This is a genomic window from Rhizobium sp. Root1212 (assembly GCF_001424985.1).
Taxonomy (GTDB): Bacteria; Pseudomonadota; Alphaproteobacteria; order Rhizobiales; family Rhizobiaceae; genus Pararhizobium.
On sequence record NZ_LMDA01000024.1, the window covers coordinates 166,393 to 182,864 of the forward strand.

General features: G+C 62.1%; 19 protein-coding genes. 11 read left to right on the plus strand and 8 right to left on the minus strand.

The annotated features are described in order from the left end of the window. Positions 1 to 157 precede the first annotated feature (157 nt). Positions 158 to 2,443: a heavy metal translocating P-type ATPase gene (locus ASC86_RS20600; RefSeq protein ID WP_244477669.1), complete on the plus strand. Its 2,286-nt coding sequence runs from the start codon at positions 158 to 160 to the stop codon at positions 2,441 to 2,443. A gap of 11 nt (positions 2,444 to 2,454) precedes the next feature. On the opposite strand, the gene ASC86_RS20605 is transcribed toward ASC86_RS20600, so the two are convergent. The 3 genes from ASC86_RS20605 to ASC86_RS20615 all read right to left on the minus strand — a co-directional run bounded on the left by ASC86_RS20605 (position 2,455) and on the right by ASC86_RS20615 (position 3,955). After that, positions 2,455 to 2,985, minus strand: coding sequence for a gamma carbonic anhydrase family protein (locus ASC86_RS20605; protein ID WP_056325612.1), 531 nt, complete (start codon positions 2,983 to 2,985; stop codon positions 2,455 to 2,457). Between the two features lie 13 nt (positions 2,986 to 2,998). Continuing rightward, the gene (locus ASC86_RS20610; protein ID WP_056325615.1) at positions 2,999 to 3,685 is read right to left on the minus strand and encodes a fumarylacetoacetate hydrolase family protein; all 687 of its coding nucleotides are present in this window, start codon (positions 3,683 to 3,685) and stop codon (positions 2,999 to 3,001) included. 66 nt (positions 3,686 to 3,751) lie between these two features. Then, positions 3,752 to 3,955 carry a hypothetical protein gene (locus ASC86_RS20615; RefSeq protein WP_056325617.1) on the minus strand — a complete coding sequence of 68 codons (204 nt, stop codon included), beginning with the start codon at positions 3,953 to 3,955 and terminating at the stop codon, positions 3,752 to 3,754. 315 nt (positions 3,956 to 4,270) lie between these two features. Here ASC86_RS20615 and ASC86_RS20620 point away from each other — a divergent pair, with 315 nt between their 5' ends. From ASC86_RS20620 to dusA, 4 genes are all read left to right on the plus strand, one after another. Beyond that, a complete protein-coding gene (locus ASC86_RS20620) occupies positions 4,271 to 4,516 on the plus strand; it encodes a hypothetical protein (RefSeq protein ID WP_156387138.1) in 246 nt (81 codons plus the stop codon). A 268-nt stretch (positions 4,517 to 4,784) separates the two neighbouring features. Next, a complete protein-coding gene (locus ASC86_RS20625) occupies positions 4,785 to 5,027 on the plus strand; it encodes a DUF982 domain-containing protein (RefSeq protein WP_056325623.1) in 243 nt (80 codons plus the stop codon). A gap of 40 nt (positions 5,028 to 5,067) precedes the next feature. Then, positions 5,068 to 5,229, plus strand: a complete 162-nt coding sequence (locus tag ASC86_RS25965; RefSeq protein ID WP_156387139.1) for a hypothetical protein — start codon at positions 5,068 to 5,070, stop codon at positions 5,227 to 5,229. Continuing rightward, complete coding sequence (gene dusA / locus ASC86_RS20630) at positions 5,229 to 6,329, plus strand: tRNA dihydrouridine(20/20a) synthase DusA (RefSeq protein ID WP_156387140.1); 1,101 nt, start codon at positions 5,229 to 5,231, stop codon at positions 6,327 to 6,329. The genes ASC86_RS25965 and dusA overlap by 1 nt, the downstream gene beginning before the upstream one ends. A 73-nt stretch (positions 6,330 to 6,402) precedes the next feature. Here the strand turns inward: dusA and ASC86_RS20635 are convergent, their stop codons facing one another. The 3 genes from ASC86_RS20635 to ASC86_RS20645 all read right to left on the minus strand — a co-directional run bounded on the left by ASC86_RS20635 (position 6,403) and on the right by ASC86_RS20645 (position 8,387). Then, the gene (locus ASC86_RS20635; protein ID WP_056325627.1) at positions 6,403 to 6,612 is read right to left on the minus strand and encodes a cold-shock protein; all 210 of its coding nucleotides are present in this window, start codon (positions 6,610 to 6,612) and stop codon (positions 6,403 to 6,405) included. Positions 6,613 to 6,912: 300 nt separating this feature from the next. Continuing rightward, positions 6,913 to 7,353 carry a hypothetical protein gene (locus ASC86_RS20640; RefSeq protein WP_056325630.1) on the minus strand — a complete coding sequence of 147 codons (441 nt, stop codon included), beginning with the start codon at positions 7,351 to 7,353 and terminating at the stop codon, positions 6,913 to 6,915. A 572-nt stretch (positions 7,354 to 7,925) separates the two neighbouring features. Continuing rightward, positions 7,926 to 8,387: a DUF3828 domain-containing protein gene (locus ASC86_RS20645; RefSeq protein WP_056325633.1), complete on the minus strand. Its 462-nt coding sequence runs from the start codon at positions 8,385 to 8,387 to the stop codon at positions 7,926 to 7,928. Between the two features lie 190 nt (positions 8,388 to 8,577). Here ASC86_RS20645 and ASC86_RS20650 point away from each other — a divergent pair, with 190 nt between their 5' ends. Together ASC86_RS20650 and ASC86_RS20655 are read left to right on the plus strand one after the other, a co-directional pair. Continuing rightward, positions 8,578 to 8,829, plus strand: coding sequence for a hypothetical protein (locus tag ASC86_RS20650; protein WP_156387141.1), 252 nt, complete (start codon positions 8,578 to 8,580; stop codon positions 8,827 to 8,829). A 157-nt stretch (positions 8,830 to 8,986) separates the two neighbouring features. Beyond that, positions 8,987 to 10,435, plus strand: a complete 1,449-nt coding sequence (locus ASC86_RS20655) for an arylsulfatase (RefSeq protein ID WP_244477660.1) — start codon at positions 8,987 to 8,989, stop codon at positions 10,433 to 10,435. A gap of 58 nt (positions 10,436 to 10,493) precedes the next feature. On the opposite strand, the gene uvrB is transcribed toward ASC86_RS20655, so the two are convergent. Further along, positions 10,494 to 13,370 (minus strand): excinuclease ABC subunit UvrB, encoded by a 2,877-nt coding sequence (gene uvrB / locus ASC86_RS20660; protein WP_056325640.1) that lies wholly within the window; start codon positions 13,368 to 13,370, stop codon positions 10,494 to 10,496. A gap of 122 nt (positions 13,371 to 13,492) precedes the next feature. Between uvrB and ASC86_RS20665 the strand changes: the two genes are divergently transcribed. After that, positions 13,493 to 14,482: a hypothetical protein gene (locus tag ASC86_RS20665; RefSeq protein ID WP_056325642.1), complete on the plus strand. Its 990-nt coding sequence runs from the start codon at positions 13,493 to 13,495 to the stop codon at positions 14,480 to 14,482. 60 nt (positions 14,483 to 14,542) lie between these two features. Further along, on the plus strand, positions 14,543 to 14,896 hold the full coding sequence (locus ASC86_RS20670) for a DMT family protein (RefSeq protein ID WP_056325644.1): 354 nt from the start codon (positions 14,543 to 14,545) through the stop codon (positions 14,894 to 14,896). 7 nt (positions 14,897 to 14,903) lie between these two features. Here ASC86_RS20670 and ASC86_RS20675 read toward each other — a convergent pair whose 3' ends face one another. After that, on the minus strand, positions 14,904 to 15,284 hold the full coding sequence (locus ASC86_RS20675; RefSeq protein WP_056325962.1) for an acyl-CoA thioesterase: 381 nt from the start codon (positions 15,282 to 15,284) through the stop codon (positions 14,904 to 14,906). 85 nt (positions 15,285 to 15,369) lie between these two features. On the opposite strand from ASC86_RS20675, the gene ASC86_RS20680 reads away from it, so the two are divergent. Further along, on the plus strand, positions 15,370 to 15,567 hold the full coding sequence (locus ASC86_RS20680; RefSeq protein ID WP_056325647.1) for a hypothetical protein: 198 nt from the start codon (positions 15,370 to 15,372) through the stop codon (positions 15,565 to 15,567). Between the two features lie 57 nt (positions 15,568 to 15,624). Then, positions 15,625 to 16,197 carry a Kazal-type serine protease inhibitor domain-containing protein gene (locus tag ASC86_RS20685; protein ID WP_056325650.1) on the plus strand — a complete coding sequence of 191 codons (573 nt, stop codon included), beginning with the start codon at positions 15,625 to 15,627 and terminating at the stop codon, positions 16,195 to 16,197. Positions 16,198 to 16,472 lie beyond the last annotated feature (275 nt).

The window sequence follows — 16,472 nt, forward strand, 5'->3', positions numbered from 1 at the left end:
ATTGGCCCCTCGGCGAAGCGACGGAAATGCTTTAGCTTTCTTCGCCTATGATCCGTTCCTGACGAGGCTTGCCTTGAACCCTATAGATCACCTGTTTTCGCCCGTTCTTTCCGCCCATGCCCATGGAACGGCCGAGGCGGAGCCTGCCGCCGAGACGGTGATCGATCCCGTCTGCGGCATGACGGTCAAGCTCGGCATCGGCAAGCCGAACCTCTCCTATCAGGGCATGACCTATCACTTCTGCAGCCAACGCTGCCACGACCGTTTTGGCGCCGATCCCTGGTTCTTCCTTTCCGGCCATTCGAAAAACAAGCCCAAGGTCGCCAAAAAGGCCGCGCTCTACACCTGCCCGATGGACCCCGAGATTATCAGGGATGCGCCGGGAACCTGCCCGATCTGCGGCATGGCGCTGGAACCCATGGGCGCACCAGTCGAGGGGCCGAACCATGAGCTTGTCGATTTTACCCGCCGCTTTTGGGTGAGCCTCGTCTGTGCCGCTCCGCTGGTCGTCCTCTCGATGGGGCCAATGGTCGGCCTGCCGGTGCGCGACTGGATCGGCGGACGGCTTGCCACCATCCTTGAGCTTCTTCTCGCCACGCCCGTCGTACTCTGGGCGGCAAAGCCGTTCTTCGAGCGTGGATGGGTGTCGATCCGTACCGGTCACTACAATATGTGGACGCTGATCGCGCTCGGGGTCGGCGCGGCCTATCTCTATAGTGTTGTGGCCACATTGGCGCCGGGGGTGTTTCCCATGGAGTTCGGCGGCCATCACGGCGAGGTCGCCGTCTATTTCGAAGCCGCGACGGTCATCGTCGCGTTGGTTTTCGTCGGCCAGATCCTCGAACTCAGGGCTCGCGAGCGCACCGGCGATGCCATCCGCGCGCTGATGAACCTTGCTCCACGTATCGCCCGGCGCATCCAGCCTGACGGCAGCGAGCAGGACGCGCCGCTCGAAAACATCCTTGCCGGCGACCGTGTGCGCGTGCGGCCGGGCGAAAGCGTGCCGGTCGACGGAATTGTTGTCGAGGGCAGTTCCAGCATCGATGAAAGCATGATCACTGGCGAGCCGGTGCCGGTGGAGAAAACACCGGGAACGACCGTGACCGGCGGCACGATTAACCGCAACGGCAGCCTGATCGTCAAGGCAGAGAAGGTCGGCAGCGATACGGTGCTGGCGCGCATCGTCGATATGGTTGCCTCCGCCCAGCGGTCGCGGCCACCGATCCAGAAGCTCGCCGACCGCGTGGCCGGCTGGTTCGTGCCGGCAGTGGTTCTGGTTGCCGTTATCGCCTTCTTTGCATGGTTGATTCTCGGCCCGTCACCATCCTTCGTCTACGGGTTGGTTGCCGCCGTGTCCGTGCTGATCATTGCCTGCCCCTGTGCGCTGGGTCTTGCGACACCGATCTCGATCATGACAGCGACGGGCAGGGGTGCGCAATCCGGCGTGCTCGTGCGCGAAGCAGCCGCTCTGGAGCGTCTTGCGGGCGTTGATACACTTATTGTCGATAAGACCGGTACGCTCACGGAGGGCAAGCCCGAACTCACGGATATCCTGACTGTCGGCGATTTTACCGAAGCGCATGTCCTGAAACTCGCGGCGTCCCTCGAAAAGGCATCCGAACATCCGCTGGCCGATGCCATCGTCGCGGGTGCTACGGATCGCGGTGTGGCCACGCTTGCGCCGGAACGGTTCGAGGCGGTGAACGGGCGGGGTGTTTCCGGCATCGTCGGGGATGAAGTCGCGGTTGTCGGCAATGCCGCCATGATGGCGCATAACGGCATCGATATCGCAGCCGTGGAAGGCGATATGCAGCGGTTGCGTAGCAACGGCCGCACCGCGCTCTATATTGCCATCGATGGTCGCCTGGCCGGCATCGTTGCGCTCGCGGATCGCATCAAGCCGAACGCCGCCGATGCGATCCGTGCCCTTCACGCCCAAAACATCCGCATCATCATGGCCACCGGCGATAATGCCATCACCGCCGGCGCCGTTGCACGCGAACTCGGCATCGACGAGGTGGCTGCCGACCAGATGCCCGAAAGCAAGCGCCAACTCGTCGAAAAGCTGAAAGCCGAAGGCCGCGTCGTCGCCATGGCCGGTGACGGTATCAACGATGCGCCGGCGCTCGCTACGGCCGATGTCGGCATTGCCATGGGCACCGGCGCCGATGTTGCGCTGGAAAGCGCCGGCATCACCCTTCTCAAGGGTGACCTGACCGGCATCGTCCGGGCGCGAAGACTGGCCGAGGCGACGCTGTCGAATATCCGGCAGAACCTGTTTTTCGCCTTTGCCTACAATGTCGTCGGCGTGCCGGTGGCGGCGGGCGTGCTGTATCCGATTACCGGCTCGCTGCTGTCTCCGATGCTGGCGGCGGCGGCCATGAGTCTGTCATCGGTCTCGGTGATCTCGAATGCCTTGCGGCTGAAGACGCTGCGTCTCTGATGAAAGACGTGTCAGCCTATAATGTCCAGGCTTACGGAAAAGCGCTGCCAGTTGCGGACGTAGCTGTCGGCTGATTTTTTCAGGCCGGCGACGGCAGCGTCGTCCAGCAGGCGAATGGCCTTGGCGGGGGCACCGACAATCAGGGAATTGTCGGGGAAGGCCTTGCCTTCGGTCACCAGCGCATTTGCGCCGACAAGGCAATTGTTGCCGATGATGGCGCCGTTCAGCACCGTGGCGCCCATGCCGATCAGGCTGTTGTGGCCGACGGTGCAGCCATGCACGATGGCCCGGTGGCCGATAGTGCAGCCTTCGCCGATGGTCGTCGGGAAGCCCGGATCGACATGCACCACCGCGCCTTCCTGGATATTGCTGCGGGCGCCGACGACGATCGGCTCGTTATCGCCCCGAAGCACCGCCCCGAACCAGATGCCGACATCCTCGCCGAGGATGACATTGCCGATCACGTGCGCGTCCGGCGCGATCCAGTAGCTTCCGTTCGGCGGTGTGGTCGGCCGCTGGGGGCCAAGGGCGTAGAGTGGCAAGGTTTCGCTCCTTTCAGACGACCGTCAGGGAAAGTGTGTCGACGCCATCGACGCCGCAATTGATCCGATCGCCGCGATGCACGGCGCCGACGCCGGCGGGCGTGCCCGTCAGGATGACATCGCCAGCGGCGAGCACGAAGAGACGGGAGAGTTCAGCGATGATTTCAGGAACCTTCCAGATCATCTGGTCGAGATTGCCGTCCTGCTTGATCACACCGTTGACGTTGAGCCAGATTCGGCCGTGCGACGGATGGCCTATGCGGTCGGTGGGCTGGATGGCCGAGATCGGCGCGGAATGTTCGAAGGCCTTGGCCACCTCCCAGGGACGGCCCGCCGCCTTCGCTTCCGCCTGCAGGTCGCGGCGCGTGAAATCGATGGCGACGCCGTAGCCATAGACGCAATCCAGCGCGACGGCGGCGTCGATATCGGCACCGCCTGATTTCAGCGCGACCGCCAGTTCGATTTCGTGATGCACATCCTGCGACAGCGGAGGGTAGGGGAAGTTCTCGTTCTCGAACAGCAGGTTGTCCGGGTTCTTCTGAAAGAAGAAAGGCGCTTCACGATTGGGATCATGGCCCATTTCGATCGCATGGGCGGCGTAGTTGCGCCCTACGCAGTAGACGCGCCGCACCGGGAAACGGTCTTCAAGACCGGCGACAGGCAACAGAACAGGCTGGGGAGTGGAGAAAACTGTAGACATGCGAATCCCGGCTGGCATGGGCGACGCATGAGGATAGCACCGCTTTGCCGGGTGGGAAGAGAAACTTCAGCTGCAGATATAGGCCTGCAACTGGTCGCGTGTCAGCAACCGGCTGCCAGTGCGGGTATTCTGCTCGGGATGGGTATATTCGAGGCTTGGCACATCCGGCAACTCCAGCGCCTGCCGAACATTCATGATGCCGACATCACGGCGGCCCGAGCTATCCCGGAAACTGACCTCGACGATGCGGTTGAGTTGTTCCGTGTGCATTGTTCTCTCCCTGTATGTTTTTTGTATTTCGCAGTTGCTACTCCGAAATTGGTTTTTATGAGGCGTTTGCTAAACGAAGATGCCATAGGCAAACCGATGAAAACAGTCGTTTTTCGCACCAGAGGTAACAAATATCAGGTTTGTGCGACAGAAACGTGATCAAGGCAGCCGATTCGACTGCAAAATTTCCTCGAAACGGCTGCAGGATCATCGCAATCGCAGCATTTTCTTCGAATATGCTGCAATGCAACCTTTTGCGCGGCTTGGAACCATTGGCGGATTCAGTTGTTTCTTTGCAAACAGAAGGAGGCCATCATGGCAAATGTGAAAAACCTGAGAAGCGGCTTTACTGGCGAATTGCCGGACAAGAGCACTGTCGCCGAGAAAGCCAAGGAAGCAGCCGGCTATATTCGGGACGAGGCCGGCGCCGTTACCCGCCATGCCCAGGACCATCCCTCCAGCACCGGCGCATTGGTTCTGACGATCGGCGCAATGGCGTTTTTGGCGGGCTATCTCATCGGTTCCTCTGCCGCGCCTCCGCCGCGAAGCCGTTTCTGGTAACGCAAATTCGAATTTTGTTGCGATGCATCCAAAACCTCTTGTTATTGCTGCATCGCAATATTATACTTCTTCCTGTCGCGGCGATTCACTCCTCCTCCCGGAATGCTGCGACGGGATCGATGACCATCCTCCTCCCGGTTGTCGATAAAATCGAAAGCCTGCCGCCTCCTCCTCCCGCGGCAGGCTTTCTGCATTTTAGGGCTTTCACAGGGAACCAAATCAGCTATCCTGAATTGACGTGTTGGCTGACTATGCGGAGGAGGTATTGATGCCACATGCAAAATGGGAAAACCCGGTCGAGCTTGGCTCCAACAACAGCGGAATGCAGCTTGTCCAGGGGCCTTTCGATGCCCTTATATGCCTGATGGATACCTGGCCCGATCTCAGGGGGCCGCGTTATGTCGCGGCGCGTAGCCTGTGCCGGGCGGCGCTCGACGGACGCCGCTCGCCGGAAGAGGCGCGCGAGGTTTTTGTCTCGGCCGCCAGAGAAGCAAATCTGGCCGCCAATTGACGATCCATCAACTGCGGTGTGCACGGACGCTGTCTAAAGCGTGACCGCCGCCGCAGCGGATCGCAGCGCGATCGAATGGGCTGCGGCGGGCGCTATGCTGTCGCCGCAAGGCTCGTTTTTGATGCGCGATCTCGCTTTTTCGCCCGTCCGGCTGTATAGGCGGGTTCGAAACCTGTTTCCTGAAAACGAAGATCCGTATTGATGTCATCCATCACTGCCGACCAGCCGCAAAAGGCCCGTGCATTTGCGCGGCCCATCTTTGCCGTGGCCCCCATGATCGACTGGACCGATACCCATTATCGGCGGCTGGCGCGGCTGCTGTCGGGGCATGCCTTGCTCTACACCGAGATGATCGTGGCCGATGCGATCCTGCGCGGCGACCGGCAGCGACTGCTCGGTCATGATGCCGCCGAACAGCCGGTGGCCCTGCAACTGGGTGGCAACGATCCCGCGAAGATGGCGGAAGCGGCTCAGGCCGGCGAAGCCTTCGGCTATGCCGAGATCAACATGAACGTCGGCTGTCCTTCCGACCGGGTGCAATCCGGCACCTTCGGCGCCTGCCTGATGCGCGAGCCGGCGCTGGTTGCGGAATGCGTGGCGGCAATGAAGGCGGCGGTATCGATCCCCGTGACCGTCAAGTGCCGCATCGGTGTCGACGACCAGGACCCGGAGATTGCGCTGCGCGACCTCGTCGCCCGCGTTGCGGATGCGGGCACCGATGCTGTGTGGGTGCATGCGCGGAAGGCCTGGCTGCAGGGGCTTTCGCCGAAGGAAAACCGCGATATCCCGCCGCTCGACTACGGTATCGTCCACCGGCTGAAGGCGGAAAATCCCAGCCTTTTCATCGGTATCAATGGCGGGCTTCAGAGTTTGAGTCAGGCCCTTGAGGTCTTGAATCAGGATACTCCTCTCGATGGCGTCATGCTCGGCCGTGCCGCCTATCATGATAGCGCGATGCTGACGGGCGTGGACGATTATTTTCCGCATCCGCTGACGGGGGATGTGCCGGTGTACCGCGTTTCCGAGGATTTCAATGCGCAGGGGCACCGGACGTCGCCGGATTTCTGGCTCGGCGTGCGCGACGCGATGATGGCCCATGCCGGCGAGCATATCGCGCGCGGCGGGCGATTGAACCACGTGACGCGGCACATGGTCGGCCTCTTCCAGGGCTGGCCGGGTGCGCGGCGCTACCGGCAAATCCTGTCGGCCGATGCGACTCGGGCAGGGGCGGGACCGGAGATCATCGCGGCCGCCTTCGATACGGTACTGACGGCTGCGGCTGGGGCGCAGGCGGCGGAATGAATTTTTTCAGAAGTCATGAAAACAAAAACGGCGCCCGAGGGCGCCGTTTTCGTATGTGGTATCCAACCGAGGCTTAGGCCTGCAGGTTGACGGCCTTCGGGCCTTTGCCCATGCGATCCGGCTCGGTGTCGAAGGTGACCTGCTGGCCGTCCTTCAGTGTCTGGAGGCCGGCGGCCTGGACTGCGGAGATGTGGACGAAAACGTCCTTCGCGCCGCCTTCCGGGGTGATGAAGCCGAAGCCCTTTTCCTGGTTGAAGAATTTTACGGTGCCTTTGGTGGCCATGGGAGAAGTCCTTTTTCCCTTTGATGTAGTATCCGAACCCCCCGGCGGGGATAAGGAGGCTTTTTTCCTTTCGCCTTTTCTCTTGCGAGAACCGACGAAAAGACAGTCGAGAAGTCACGAGAACGGGGAAAGAACGTCTACAGCAGCGCCTTTCGGCAATGCGCCCGGCTTCAAAAAGCCGGGACCATACAGCCAGTCCAGTCTCCGGGAAAACCCGAACGGGCAAATAGGTGGCAGTTTTCGCGGAAAAAGGCAAGCGATACAGGCCAAAAAAACACCAATCCGAAAAACGAGAACCTATTAGATTTCAGTGGTTTGCTCTACCGCAGCCGATCTCGCCCCAATTTTGGGCGTCTTGCAACGATACAGAGCCCGCCGCCAGAGCCGGGCTTCGGGGTGCAGCCTGTCGCTGCGCGGCAAACTGGCGGCGATGATTTCGACCGCGGCCTTGGCCAGCGGACTCAAGGTCGCCGCATCCGTGCCGTGTCGGACAAATGCGCCCGGCACCAGCCACACAGCCCACTGCCGCGCCAGATCGCGCAGGCTCTCGTAAAGCGCCTGCTGGTTGCCGGTGAGCAGGCCGAGGCACCACGGCGCTTTCGTTTCGCGGGAGATGTAGAGGCACCTGCGCCGCTGCCGGCATTTGCGGGTGCAGACGAGACCGGGCAGGGCCAGCATCTCGGCCGTGCGCGCCTGGATGGCGCTGTCGAGCTGTTGCGGGATGCGGCTGAAATCGACCATGGCGGTGTTCCTGTTCGAGGGCATGAGTCTTCCGCCCGCCGGGTGCGGGCTTGGCTGGCATTTGGACGGGGCACTGGAAAGAGCCTCTATGGTGGTAATGGTGTGGCTCTCGCCAGCGCCCCGTTCGGCGGTTTTTGCCCGCAACTTCGTTCCCTCTGCTTCCCTTCCCTGAAGAAGGGCGTTGTGTGCCGCACAGGCACGCCCGGAGCGAGAACCGGAACCGGCTTGCGCCGGCCCCGCCGTCTCCGGAAGGGGAACAGTTTCTGCGAACCCCGGAGGGACGGGTATGCGTCTGCCCCATCCGCCCGGCGCCGGTCCCGCCTCGCCATCACGCCTGATGGCCTATCCTTGCGACGGGACGAGATCAGTATGGCGCGGGGTTTTCAGGCGGGAATTGGCGGGGATAACATTTTTGATCGGGTGCGGAAGGTGCCGGCTCTTTCCGCTAAAGCGTATCGCGATCTTCCAGATTCGCTCCGTACGCTCTCGCTCCTTGTTTTTACGCATGTCTTTTCGCAAAACCGCTGCACGCTTTAGCGAGACATGCTTTGGGGAGACGAGGACGCGCGATCTCACTCCTGCGATGTGAACAGATCGACGAGGCTCCAGGGATATTCGCCCTGCTGGTTGGCGATGTCGTCCACTTTCCAGCCGCCATGCTCGTAAGCCAGCGTGTAAAACAGCGTGTGGCGGCCGCCATTGTCGAAGGACACTTCGACTTCGGCGGTCTTGTCGATGACGACGGGCTGGCCGATCTCGACATTATCAGCCTCGCCGTCCTGACCGTCGATGACCGGATCGAAATCGGGGATGCCGATCTCGCCTTCCGGGCGGTTGTTCCACTCGTCGGTGAAGAGCTGGTTGAGCGCATCGGAGAAATAAGCGGTGTAGGCGGTGGCGGCGTTCGGGTCGTCATCGAGGTCGTTGCCGCTGTAAAGCGCCTGCAGCAGGGCTTGCGGCGTTTTGTAGGGGCCGGCGGCGAGGCTTGGGGTGGCGATCAGGGCGGCGGCAAGGGTGAGGAGGGCAAGGCGCATGGCTGGTCTCGACGGGTTCATGTTTGCGAGACGCTAGCCGAGAAGGGCGGTGATGACCATGCGTGCGGCGGTGCGCGGAGCGTTCATTTTAGGGCCTATCGCTCGGACCGCGCTTGCCGTGATCGGGCCGATGCGCCAGTCTTGACCGTGCCTGGCCATGCGCCATGCCTTTGCCGCAAAAGGAATTTCCGTGCTCACCGCTCTCCTCATCCTCGCCGCCACCCTTTCCGCCGACGACATGGCCGACGTCACCACCCCGACGGAGGAATTGAAGGTGCTGGCGATGGAGGCGGAGGGCGATTGCCGCGGCTATTACCCCACCGATGCCCGTATGTTCGCCGGCTGCGCGGCGCGGGATATCTATCAGGATATTCTGGAGAGCCGCGGGATTTGCAACGCGGGACCGTTTATCGAGGAGGATAATTGGGGCAAGTGTCGGTGAGGCAATGCCAAGGCGTAATTCGTGGTGTTCCTGGACGCTACAATTCGCCGACGTTCAGCTTGTTCTAATGTTTTGGCCGTGCATTATCGGCTATCTGAACAGGGGGGGTGCTATGACAAAAGAAGGACGGGTGCCGGGGCGGCCTGGCGGGGACGGGATGACGCGGCGTGATGCCCTTCTCAGCGGGGCCGCTGTGTTAGCTTCCCGGTTGACGCCGCCGATTGCAGCGCTCGGGGGCATTATGGGATCGACGGTTGTAAGTGCGCAGCCGGCCCAGCCCAACATTATCTACATTGTCGCCGATGATCTCGGGTGGAGCGATACCGGCTATCGCGGTTCGGACATCAAAACACCTCATCTGGACAAGCTGGCGGAAGGCGGGGCTCGTCTCGACCAGTTCTACGCCCTGCCGATGTGCACGCCGACACGCGCTGCTTTCGTGACCGGGCGATATCCGCTTCGCTACGGATTGCAGACGGGCGTTATTCCGGCGGCAGGAACGTATGGAATTCCGCTTGACGAATATCTGCTGCCGCAGGTCCTGAAGGATGCGGGGTATGAAACGGCCCTCGTCGGGAAATGGCATCTCGGCCATGCCAAGCCGGAATACTGGCCGCGCCAACGTGGTTTCGATCATTTCTATGGTGCGCTGGTGGGCGAGATCGACCACTTCAAGCACTCCTCCCACGGCGTAAAGGATTGGTATCGTAACAACAAGCCGCTGGAAGAGGATGGTTTCGACAACAGCCTGTTTGGCGACGAGGCCGTGCGGACGATCGAACGACGTGACAAGGGCAAACCCCTGTTCATGTATCTGGCATTTACTGCGCCTCATACGCCATTCCAGGCACCGCAGGACTATCTCGACCGGTTTAAACATATCGAGGATGAAAATCGGCGCACCTATGCCGCCATGATTTCGGTCATGGATGACGGTATTGGCAGAGTGGTCGCCGCTCTGGACGAAAACGGCATGCGCGAGAACACGATCATCGTCTTCCACAGCGATAATGGTGGCGTGCGCAGCTCGCTCTTTGCCGGGGATTCAAAGGTTGGTGGCTCGCTGCCGGCCAATAATGGTGTGTACCGTGACGGCAAGGGAACGCTCTACGAAGGCGGAACGCGTGTCGGAGCAATCGCGAACTGGCCCGGCAAGATCAGGCCGGGCACCGTCGATGCGCTGATCCACGTGGTCGATATGTTGCCGACTCTTGCGGCGCTGGCCGGGGCTTCGACTGCCAAGGCCAAAGCTCTCGATGGCGTGGATGTCTGGCCTGCAATAAGCGAGGGCAAGGCATCCGGGCGCGAGGAGGTGATTTACAACGTCGATCCCTTGGCGGGTGCGATCAGGCGAGGGGATTGGAAGCTCGTGTGGAAAGCATCGCTGCCCCAGAAGCTGGAACTGTTCAATCTTGCCAATGATCCGTCGGAAACCAAGAACCTTGCAGAGCAGCATCCTGACAATGTTCGTGAACTCCAGGGCCGGATCACGGAACTGGCATCGGAAATGGCTCCGCCGCAACTGATCATGGAGGCCGTGCGCCTCACCTTCTATGTGCCGCCGGTAACCCCCGATCCCTCGGTTCTGTTCGGGTTGGGGGATTGAAAGCGAGAGCGCGCATCTTGCTGTGGTGGCTATGCTGCCGCCCGATGAGATAGCGCGCTCACTGCCCCGGCCGCCCGGTCTTACCCTTGGTCCGCCCCTTGCGCTTCTGCTCGCCTTCGTCCTCGTAGCTGCCGGCGCCGACCTTGCCGCGGACGAGCGGGCGGGCGTCGTTTGAGGTATCCGGCTTTTCCGGCAGCGTGCCGGTGACCGGCTTTTCGGTGCGGCCGACGGTCATTTCATCAAGGTCGTTCTTGCGGAACAGGCTCTTTTTCGCAGGTTCGGCGACGTCGCGGCCCATTTCGTCGAGGTCCGGCTTGCGGAACAGCGGGCGGGCGGTGTCGGTGCCCGGACCCATGTCGTCGAGCGAGGGCTTGGCGAAGTAGGAGGGGGTGGCGGCTTCCTTTTTCTTCTTGCCTTCCATGGCCTTGGCTTCTTCGCGGGCCATCGGGTCGTCCATGATGGCGAGTTCGGCGGCTTTGAGGCGCTTGATCTCGTCGCGGATGCGGGCGGCGGTTTCGAAGTCGAGGTCGGCGGCGGCGTTGCGCATCTGCTTTTCCAGGGCTTCGAGATGGGCGGCCATGTTGTTGCCGACCAGTTCGTTGACGCCGCCCTTGACGCCCTTGATGCCGATATCGGCGCGGACGTGGTCCTTCTCGTAGACCGAATCCAGGATGTCGGAAATCTTGGCCTTCACCGATTCCGGGGTGATGCCGTTGGCCTCGTTGTAGGCCATCTGCTTGTCGCGGCGGCGGGCGGTCTCGTCCATGGCGCGCTGCATCGAGCCGGTGATCTGGTCGGCATAGAGGATGACCTTGCCATCGACGTTACGCGCGGCGCGGCCGATGGTCTGGACGAGGGACGTTTCCGAGCGCAAGAAGCCTTCCTTGTCGGCATCGAGGATGGCGACGAAGCCGCATTCGGGGATGTCGAGACCTTCGCGCAGCAGGTTGATGCCGACGAGCACGTCGAAAGCGCCCAAGCGCAGGTCGCGGATGATCTCGATGCGCTCCAGCGTGTCGATGTCGGAGTGCATGTAGCGGACGCGGATGCCCTGTTCGTGCAGGTATTCCGTCAGGTCCTCGGCCATGCGCTTGGTGAGCACGGTGACGAGGGTGCGGTAGCCGGCGGCCGAGGTCTCGCGGATTTCGCCGAGCACGTCGTCGACCTGGGTCTTGGCAGAGCGGACCTCCACCGGCGGATCGATGAGGCCCGTCGGGCGGATGACCTGTTCGGCGAAGACACCGCCGGCCTGTTCCATTTCCCAGGCGGCCGGGGTCGCCGAGACGGCGATGGTATCGGGCCGCATGGCGTCCCATTCCTCGAAGCGCAGCGGCCGGTTGTCCATGCAGGAGGGCAGGCGAAAACCGTATTCGGCCAGCGTCGCCTTGCGGCGGAAGTCGCCGCGATACATGCCGCCGATCTGGCTGACGGAAACGTGGCTTTCGTCGATGAACAGCAGGGCGTTGTCGGGGATGTATTCGAACAAGGTCGGCGGCGGTTCGCCGGGCTTGCGTCCCGTGAGATAGCGCGAATAGTTCTCGATGCCGGCGCAGGAGCCGGTGGCTTCCAGCATCTCGATATCGTAACGGGTGCGCTGCTCCAGCCGCTGCGCTTCGAGCAGACGGCCGCCCTTTTCGAGTTCGGCGAGACGTTGCTTCAGCTCTTCCTTGATCGATTTGATCGCGCCGTTCAAGGTCGGGCGCGGGGTGACGTAGTGGGAGTTGGCGTAGATCTTGACCGATTTCAGGTCGCCGGTCTTCTGGCCGGTCAGCGGGTCAAACTCGGTGATACTGTCGATTTCGTCGCCGAACATGGAGATGCGCCAGGCGGCATCCTCAAGGTGGGCGGGGAAGATTTCGATCGTGTCACCACGAACCCGGAACGAGCCGCGTTGAAAATCCATGTCGCGGCGCTTGTATTGCTGGGCCACCAGATCGGCGAGCAGCTGGCGCTGGTCTAGCCGGTCGCCGACCTCCATCTGGAAGGTCATGGCCGTGTAGGTTTCGACCGAGCCGATACCGTAGATGCAGGAGACCGAGGCCACGATGATGACGTCGTCGCGCTCCAGCAGCGAGCGGGTGGCGGAGTGGCGCATGCGGTCGATCTGTTCGTTGATCGAGGATTCCTTCTCGATGAAGGTATCCGAGCGCGGCACGTAGGCTTCCGGCTGGTAATAATCGTAGTAGGAGACGAAATATTCGACGGCGTTGTCAGGGAAGAAGTTCTTGAACTCGGAATAGAGCTGGGCGGCCAGCGTCTTGTTCGGCGCGAGGATGACGGCGGGGCGCTGGGTGGCCTCGATCACCTTGGCCATCGTAAAGGTCTTGCCGGAACCGGTGACGCCCAGCAGCACCTGCGAACGCTCCCCGTTTTCCAGTCCCTCGACGAGGTCCTTGATCGCGGTCGGCTGGTCCCCGGCGGGCTCATAGTCGGATTTCATGACGATCGGCACGCCGCCCTCGGACTTGTCCGGGCGCGCGGGACGGTGCGGCGTCCAGAGCTGGCCGTCCTTGAACAGCGGATTGCCGCTTTCGATCAACGCGGCCAGCGCTTCGACCGTGGCGGTGACGCCGTTGCCGGAGGTCAGCTTGTCGGCGTCTTCCAGCGAGACATCGAGGCCGGCGACCGGGTTGAGGCCGGCGGCGGCGCGGGTCTTGGGATCGGAGGAGGCACCGATGGAGACCCCGCGGGAGGTTTTCTGGGTGGAGGTTTTCTCGGCGTGCTTGCGCGCCTCGTTCTCTACCTTCTTGCGGTGCTTGCCGGCTCGGGAGGCGACGTCGTGGCGGGTCTCGATGCTCTCGGCCTCGGCCATGCGCTGCAATTCCTCCGCCCAGTCGGCGACGTTGGAGGAGAGCGGCGTGCCGGAGAGCGAAGCCTGCGGGGCTTCCTCGAAACCGGTGGCGGGCGGGGCGGGTTTTTTCGGCGCTTTGGACATGCTGGGGAATATGGAGAGAGTCCGGGCGGAAGAAAAGGGGCAATGAGTACAAAAAGGAAACGTTTTAGCGGCTACTTCGCCGTGCCGCGCTGTCGTGATAATATCCGTCGATGGAGGGGCCTATGGCGAAGGTATTCGACGAGGCGAGCATCATGCCGGACGCGGCGGCCATGGAGCAAATCCGCGCTGTTATCGACGAATACAACGAAAAACGACCCGCTGCCGTCAAGGATATGAAAGGGCGGCGGATGATGATGCTCGTGCCCTATGGGGCGCTCTGCGTCATGGTCCTCGTCGGCATCCTGATGACGATGGGATGGCGGAAAATTCTTGGCTATGCCGCCGTGGTGATGGGGTTCATCGGCTATTTTCTCTGGCGTCAGGCGAACCTGCCGATGGAGAGGTTTCGCCAGTCGCTTCGCGACCGCATGCTGCCGGTGATCTTCGGTTTTGTCGACCGGATCAGATATGCCAACGGCATTGCGCCGGCCTTCATGAAGACGCTGCCGAAGCCGGGGCTGATCCGCTACGACACCGCCCATTATGACGATCTCGTTTCCGGCATTTATCATGGCATGGATTTCACGCTCGGCGAAATCCGGCTGACCACCGGCGGCAAGAACGAGCAGGACGTGTTCAAGGGCGTCATCGTCTATTTCAACCCGCCGCATCCGTTCGACGGCCGGCTTTTTGCGGCCAAGCGGCTTTATGGATTCAAGGGCTTCGTCGACGATCTCTTCGGCGATCGCAGTCTGGAGAATATCCGCAGCGGCTTCGGCGAACTGGACGCGACCTATGACTTCCGCACCGACCAGCCGGAAAAGGCGACGCCGCTGGTGGTCGGGCCGGTGGCCTCGGCCTTGAACTATCTGGCGGAGGCGTGGCCGGATGACACCGTGCGGCTGGCGCTGGCGGGCGGCGATGCCTTCCTTCTGGTGCCGACGAAGAAGAACTTTTTCGAGCTGCCGGGCCTCTACGAGGATATCGACTGGGAGCGGCATGTGCGGCCGATGATCCGCGATCTCGTGACCCTGCTGGCGGTGGCGCAACTCGTCTGCCGGATCAATGTGCCGCAGCCGGTTGGCGAGCCGCCAGCGGTTCCCACGGCTTGACTTCTCTCACCATGGATTTAACCCGGCGGGGAAACAATCTTTCCCAAAGGATTCGCACCCGTGCCCTTCACCGTCAACCCCGCCGCCGTCTGGCCGATCGTCCTGCTGCTGCTGTCCAACGTGTTCATGACCTTCGCCTGGTACGGCCACTTGAAATATACGTCGTCGCCGCTCTACATCGCCATCCTAGGCAGCTGGGGGATCGCCTTCTTCGAATATTGCCTGGCGGTGCCGGCCAACCGCATCGGCCATACCGTCTACTCGGCAGCGCAGCTCAAGACGATGCAGGAGGTGATCACGCTGCTCGTCTTTGCGGGCTTCTCGGTGTTCTGGCTGAAAGAATCCCTGACCTGGAACCATGCGATCGGCTTCTGCCTGATCGCTGGCGGCGCGGCCTTCGTGTTCAAAGGCTGAGGTGGCGTTACCGCTCCGGCGGCACCGGGGTCGGCTTGCCGTCCGCGTCGAGCGCGACCATGACGAAGCGGGCGTCGGTGACACGCTCCATGCGGTCCGACAGATAGCGTTGGGCCCAGGCCTCGACATTAAGGGTGATGGAGGTGCGGCCGACTTTGACGATATCGGTGTAGATGCAGAGCGTATCGCCGATCTTGACCGGCAGTGCGAAGGCCATCTCCTGCACGGCGGCGGTGACGACGCGGCCACGGGCGCGCTCGGCGGCGCGGATGCCGCAGGAAAGGTCCATCTGCGCCATGACCCAGCCGCCGAAGATATCGCCGGCCGCGTTCGCATCGCCCGGCATGGCCAGGGTCCGGAGCGTCAGTTCGCCCTTGGGCTTCGTCATGAAAGACTCCATTCTCGTTATTTTACGGTAGCCTAGAGCGCTTCCCTGTTAAATGGAACCGGGCTGCTCCGAGGAATTCAGTGCGATGCGCGATATCGCCGACGAGAAGGTCGAGCAGGATGTACCGGAAACCGACAGCCGCGCCGAGATCGGCCAGCCTGAGGCCGGAGACACGGAAATGATGAAAGGCCCACGCCGACGGGCGCGGGCTTTCCGCATTTCGACCTTTGGTGGAAACACTGGAATTTATGGGTTGACCGGACGTTGTTTGCGGGGAAAATGACTGTCAATCAATGTTTTAGGGTGTGCCAAAAACGTGCCCCCAACGGAGGAATATCCCATGGGTCTTTTCGAGGTGGCGCTGCGCCGTGTCAAAATCGTCGCCGTGCTGGCTTTTGCAGCGCTCGCGGGCTGCACGGTCGATACCGGCCCGGCGCCGGGACCACGGCCTCAGCCGCTGCCCCGGCCGCCGCAGGCTTGCACCATGGAATATATGCCGGTGTGCGGCATCCGCGGCCGCCGGCAGGAGACCTTCCCTAATGCCTGCACGGCGCGGGCCAACGGTTTCGACGTCATCGGCCGCGGCGAATGCCGTCCGAGCCGGCCGGAACGGCCGGTCGATCGCCCGCAGGCCTGCACCATGGACTACAATCCGGTCTGCGGCCGCAGCGGTAACCGCACCCGCACCTTCTCGAATGCCTGCATGGCGGAGGCCGGTGGTTTCCGGGTGATCGGCCGCGGTGAATGCCGTAGCGACGACCGGCCCGGCCCCGGTGGTAGCACTCCGGCCATCTGCACGCGGGAATACGCTCCGGTCTGCGGCCGCCGCGGCAACCGGGTGCAGACCTTCCCCAACAGCTGCATGGCGGATGCGGACGGGTTTCGTGTGGTCGGCAACGGCCCCTGCCGCTAGGACCGAATGTCGGTCGGTCCTAGGGCGTAACATGCTGTTTTTGCGTTCTCTTCTTTCCGGCGGGGCAGCATTGTCGTATACGGCAGGAGCGGCTTGCTCCTCCTTCTCCCTGCTGGGGAGAAGGGAAAACCCGGCCGCGCGGTCCATATCTGATAGCCTTGCCGGCGGGGAGGAGAGGCTTTGCCGTGCCACGCGTGCGGCCCTGCAAGACCTGGCTCCCGGCTGGAAAGCCTTCGTTTACCATGTTTCGTTAAATTGACGTCGTTTCGTGACGA

Coding starts and splice junctions, on each gene's coding strand:
- ASC86_RS20685 (WP_056325650.1), top strand. CDS start 15,625: ATGGGTCTTTTCGAGGTGGCGCTGCGCCGTGTCAAAATCGTCGCCGTG.
- ASC86_RS20610 (WP_056325615.1), bottom strand. CDS start 3,685: ATGTCTACAGTTTTCTCCACTCCCCAGCCTGTTCTGTTGCCTGTCGCC.
- ASC86_RS20640 (WP_056325630.1), bottom strand. CDS start 7,353: ATGGTCGATTTCAGCCGCATCCCGCAACAGCTCGACAGCGCCATCCAG.
- ASC86_RS20615 (WP_056325617.1), bottom strand. CDS start 3,955: ATGCACACGGAACAACTCAACCGCATCGTCGAGGTCAGTTTCCGGGAT.
- ASC86_RS20620 (WP_156387138.1), top strand. CDS start 4,271: ATGGCAAATGTGAAAAACCTGAGAAGCGGCTTTACTGGCGAATTGCCG.
- ASC86_RS20645 (WP_056325633.1), bottom strand. CDS start 8,387: ATGCGCCTTGCCCTCCTCACCCTTGCCGCCGCCCTGATCGCCACCCCA.
- ASC86_RS20635 (WP_056325627.1), bottom strand. CDS start 6,612: ATGGCCACCAAAGGCACCGTAAAATTCTTCAACCAGGAAAAGGGCTTC.
- ASC86_RS20625 (WP_056325623.1), top strand. CDS start 4,785: ATGCCACATGCAAAATGGGAAAACCCGGTCGAGCTTGGCTCCAACAAC.
- dusA (WP_156387140.1), top strand. CDS start 5,229: ATGTCATCCATCACTGCCGACCAGCCGCAAAAGGCCCGTGCATTTGCG.
- ASC86_RS20655 (WP_244477660.1), top strand. CDS start 8,987: ATGACGCGGCGTGATGCCCTTCTCAGCGGGGCCGCTGTGTTAGCTTCC.
- uvrB (WP_056325640.1), bottom strand. CDS start 13,370: ATGTCCAAAGCGCCGAAAAAACCCGCCCCGCCCGCCACCGGTTTCGAG.
- ASC86_RS20675 (WP_056325962.1), bottom strand. CDS start 15,284: ATGACGAAGCCCAAGGGCGAACTGACGCTCCGGACCCTGGCCATGCCG.
- ASC86_RS20680 (WP_056325647.1), top strand. CDS start 15,370: ATGCGCGATATCGCCGACGAGAAGGTCGAGCAGGATGTACCGGAAACC.
- ASC86_RS20665 (WP_056325642.1), top strand. CDS start 13,493: ATGGCGAAGGTATTCGACGAGGCGAGCATCATGCCGGACGCGGCGGCC.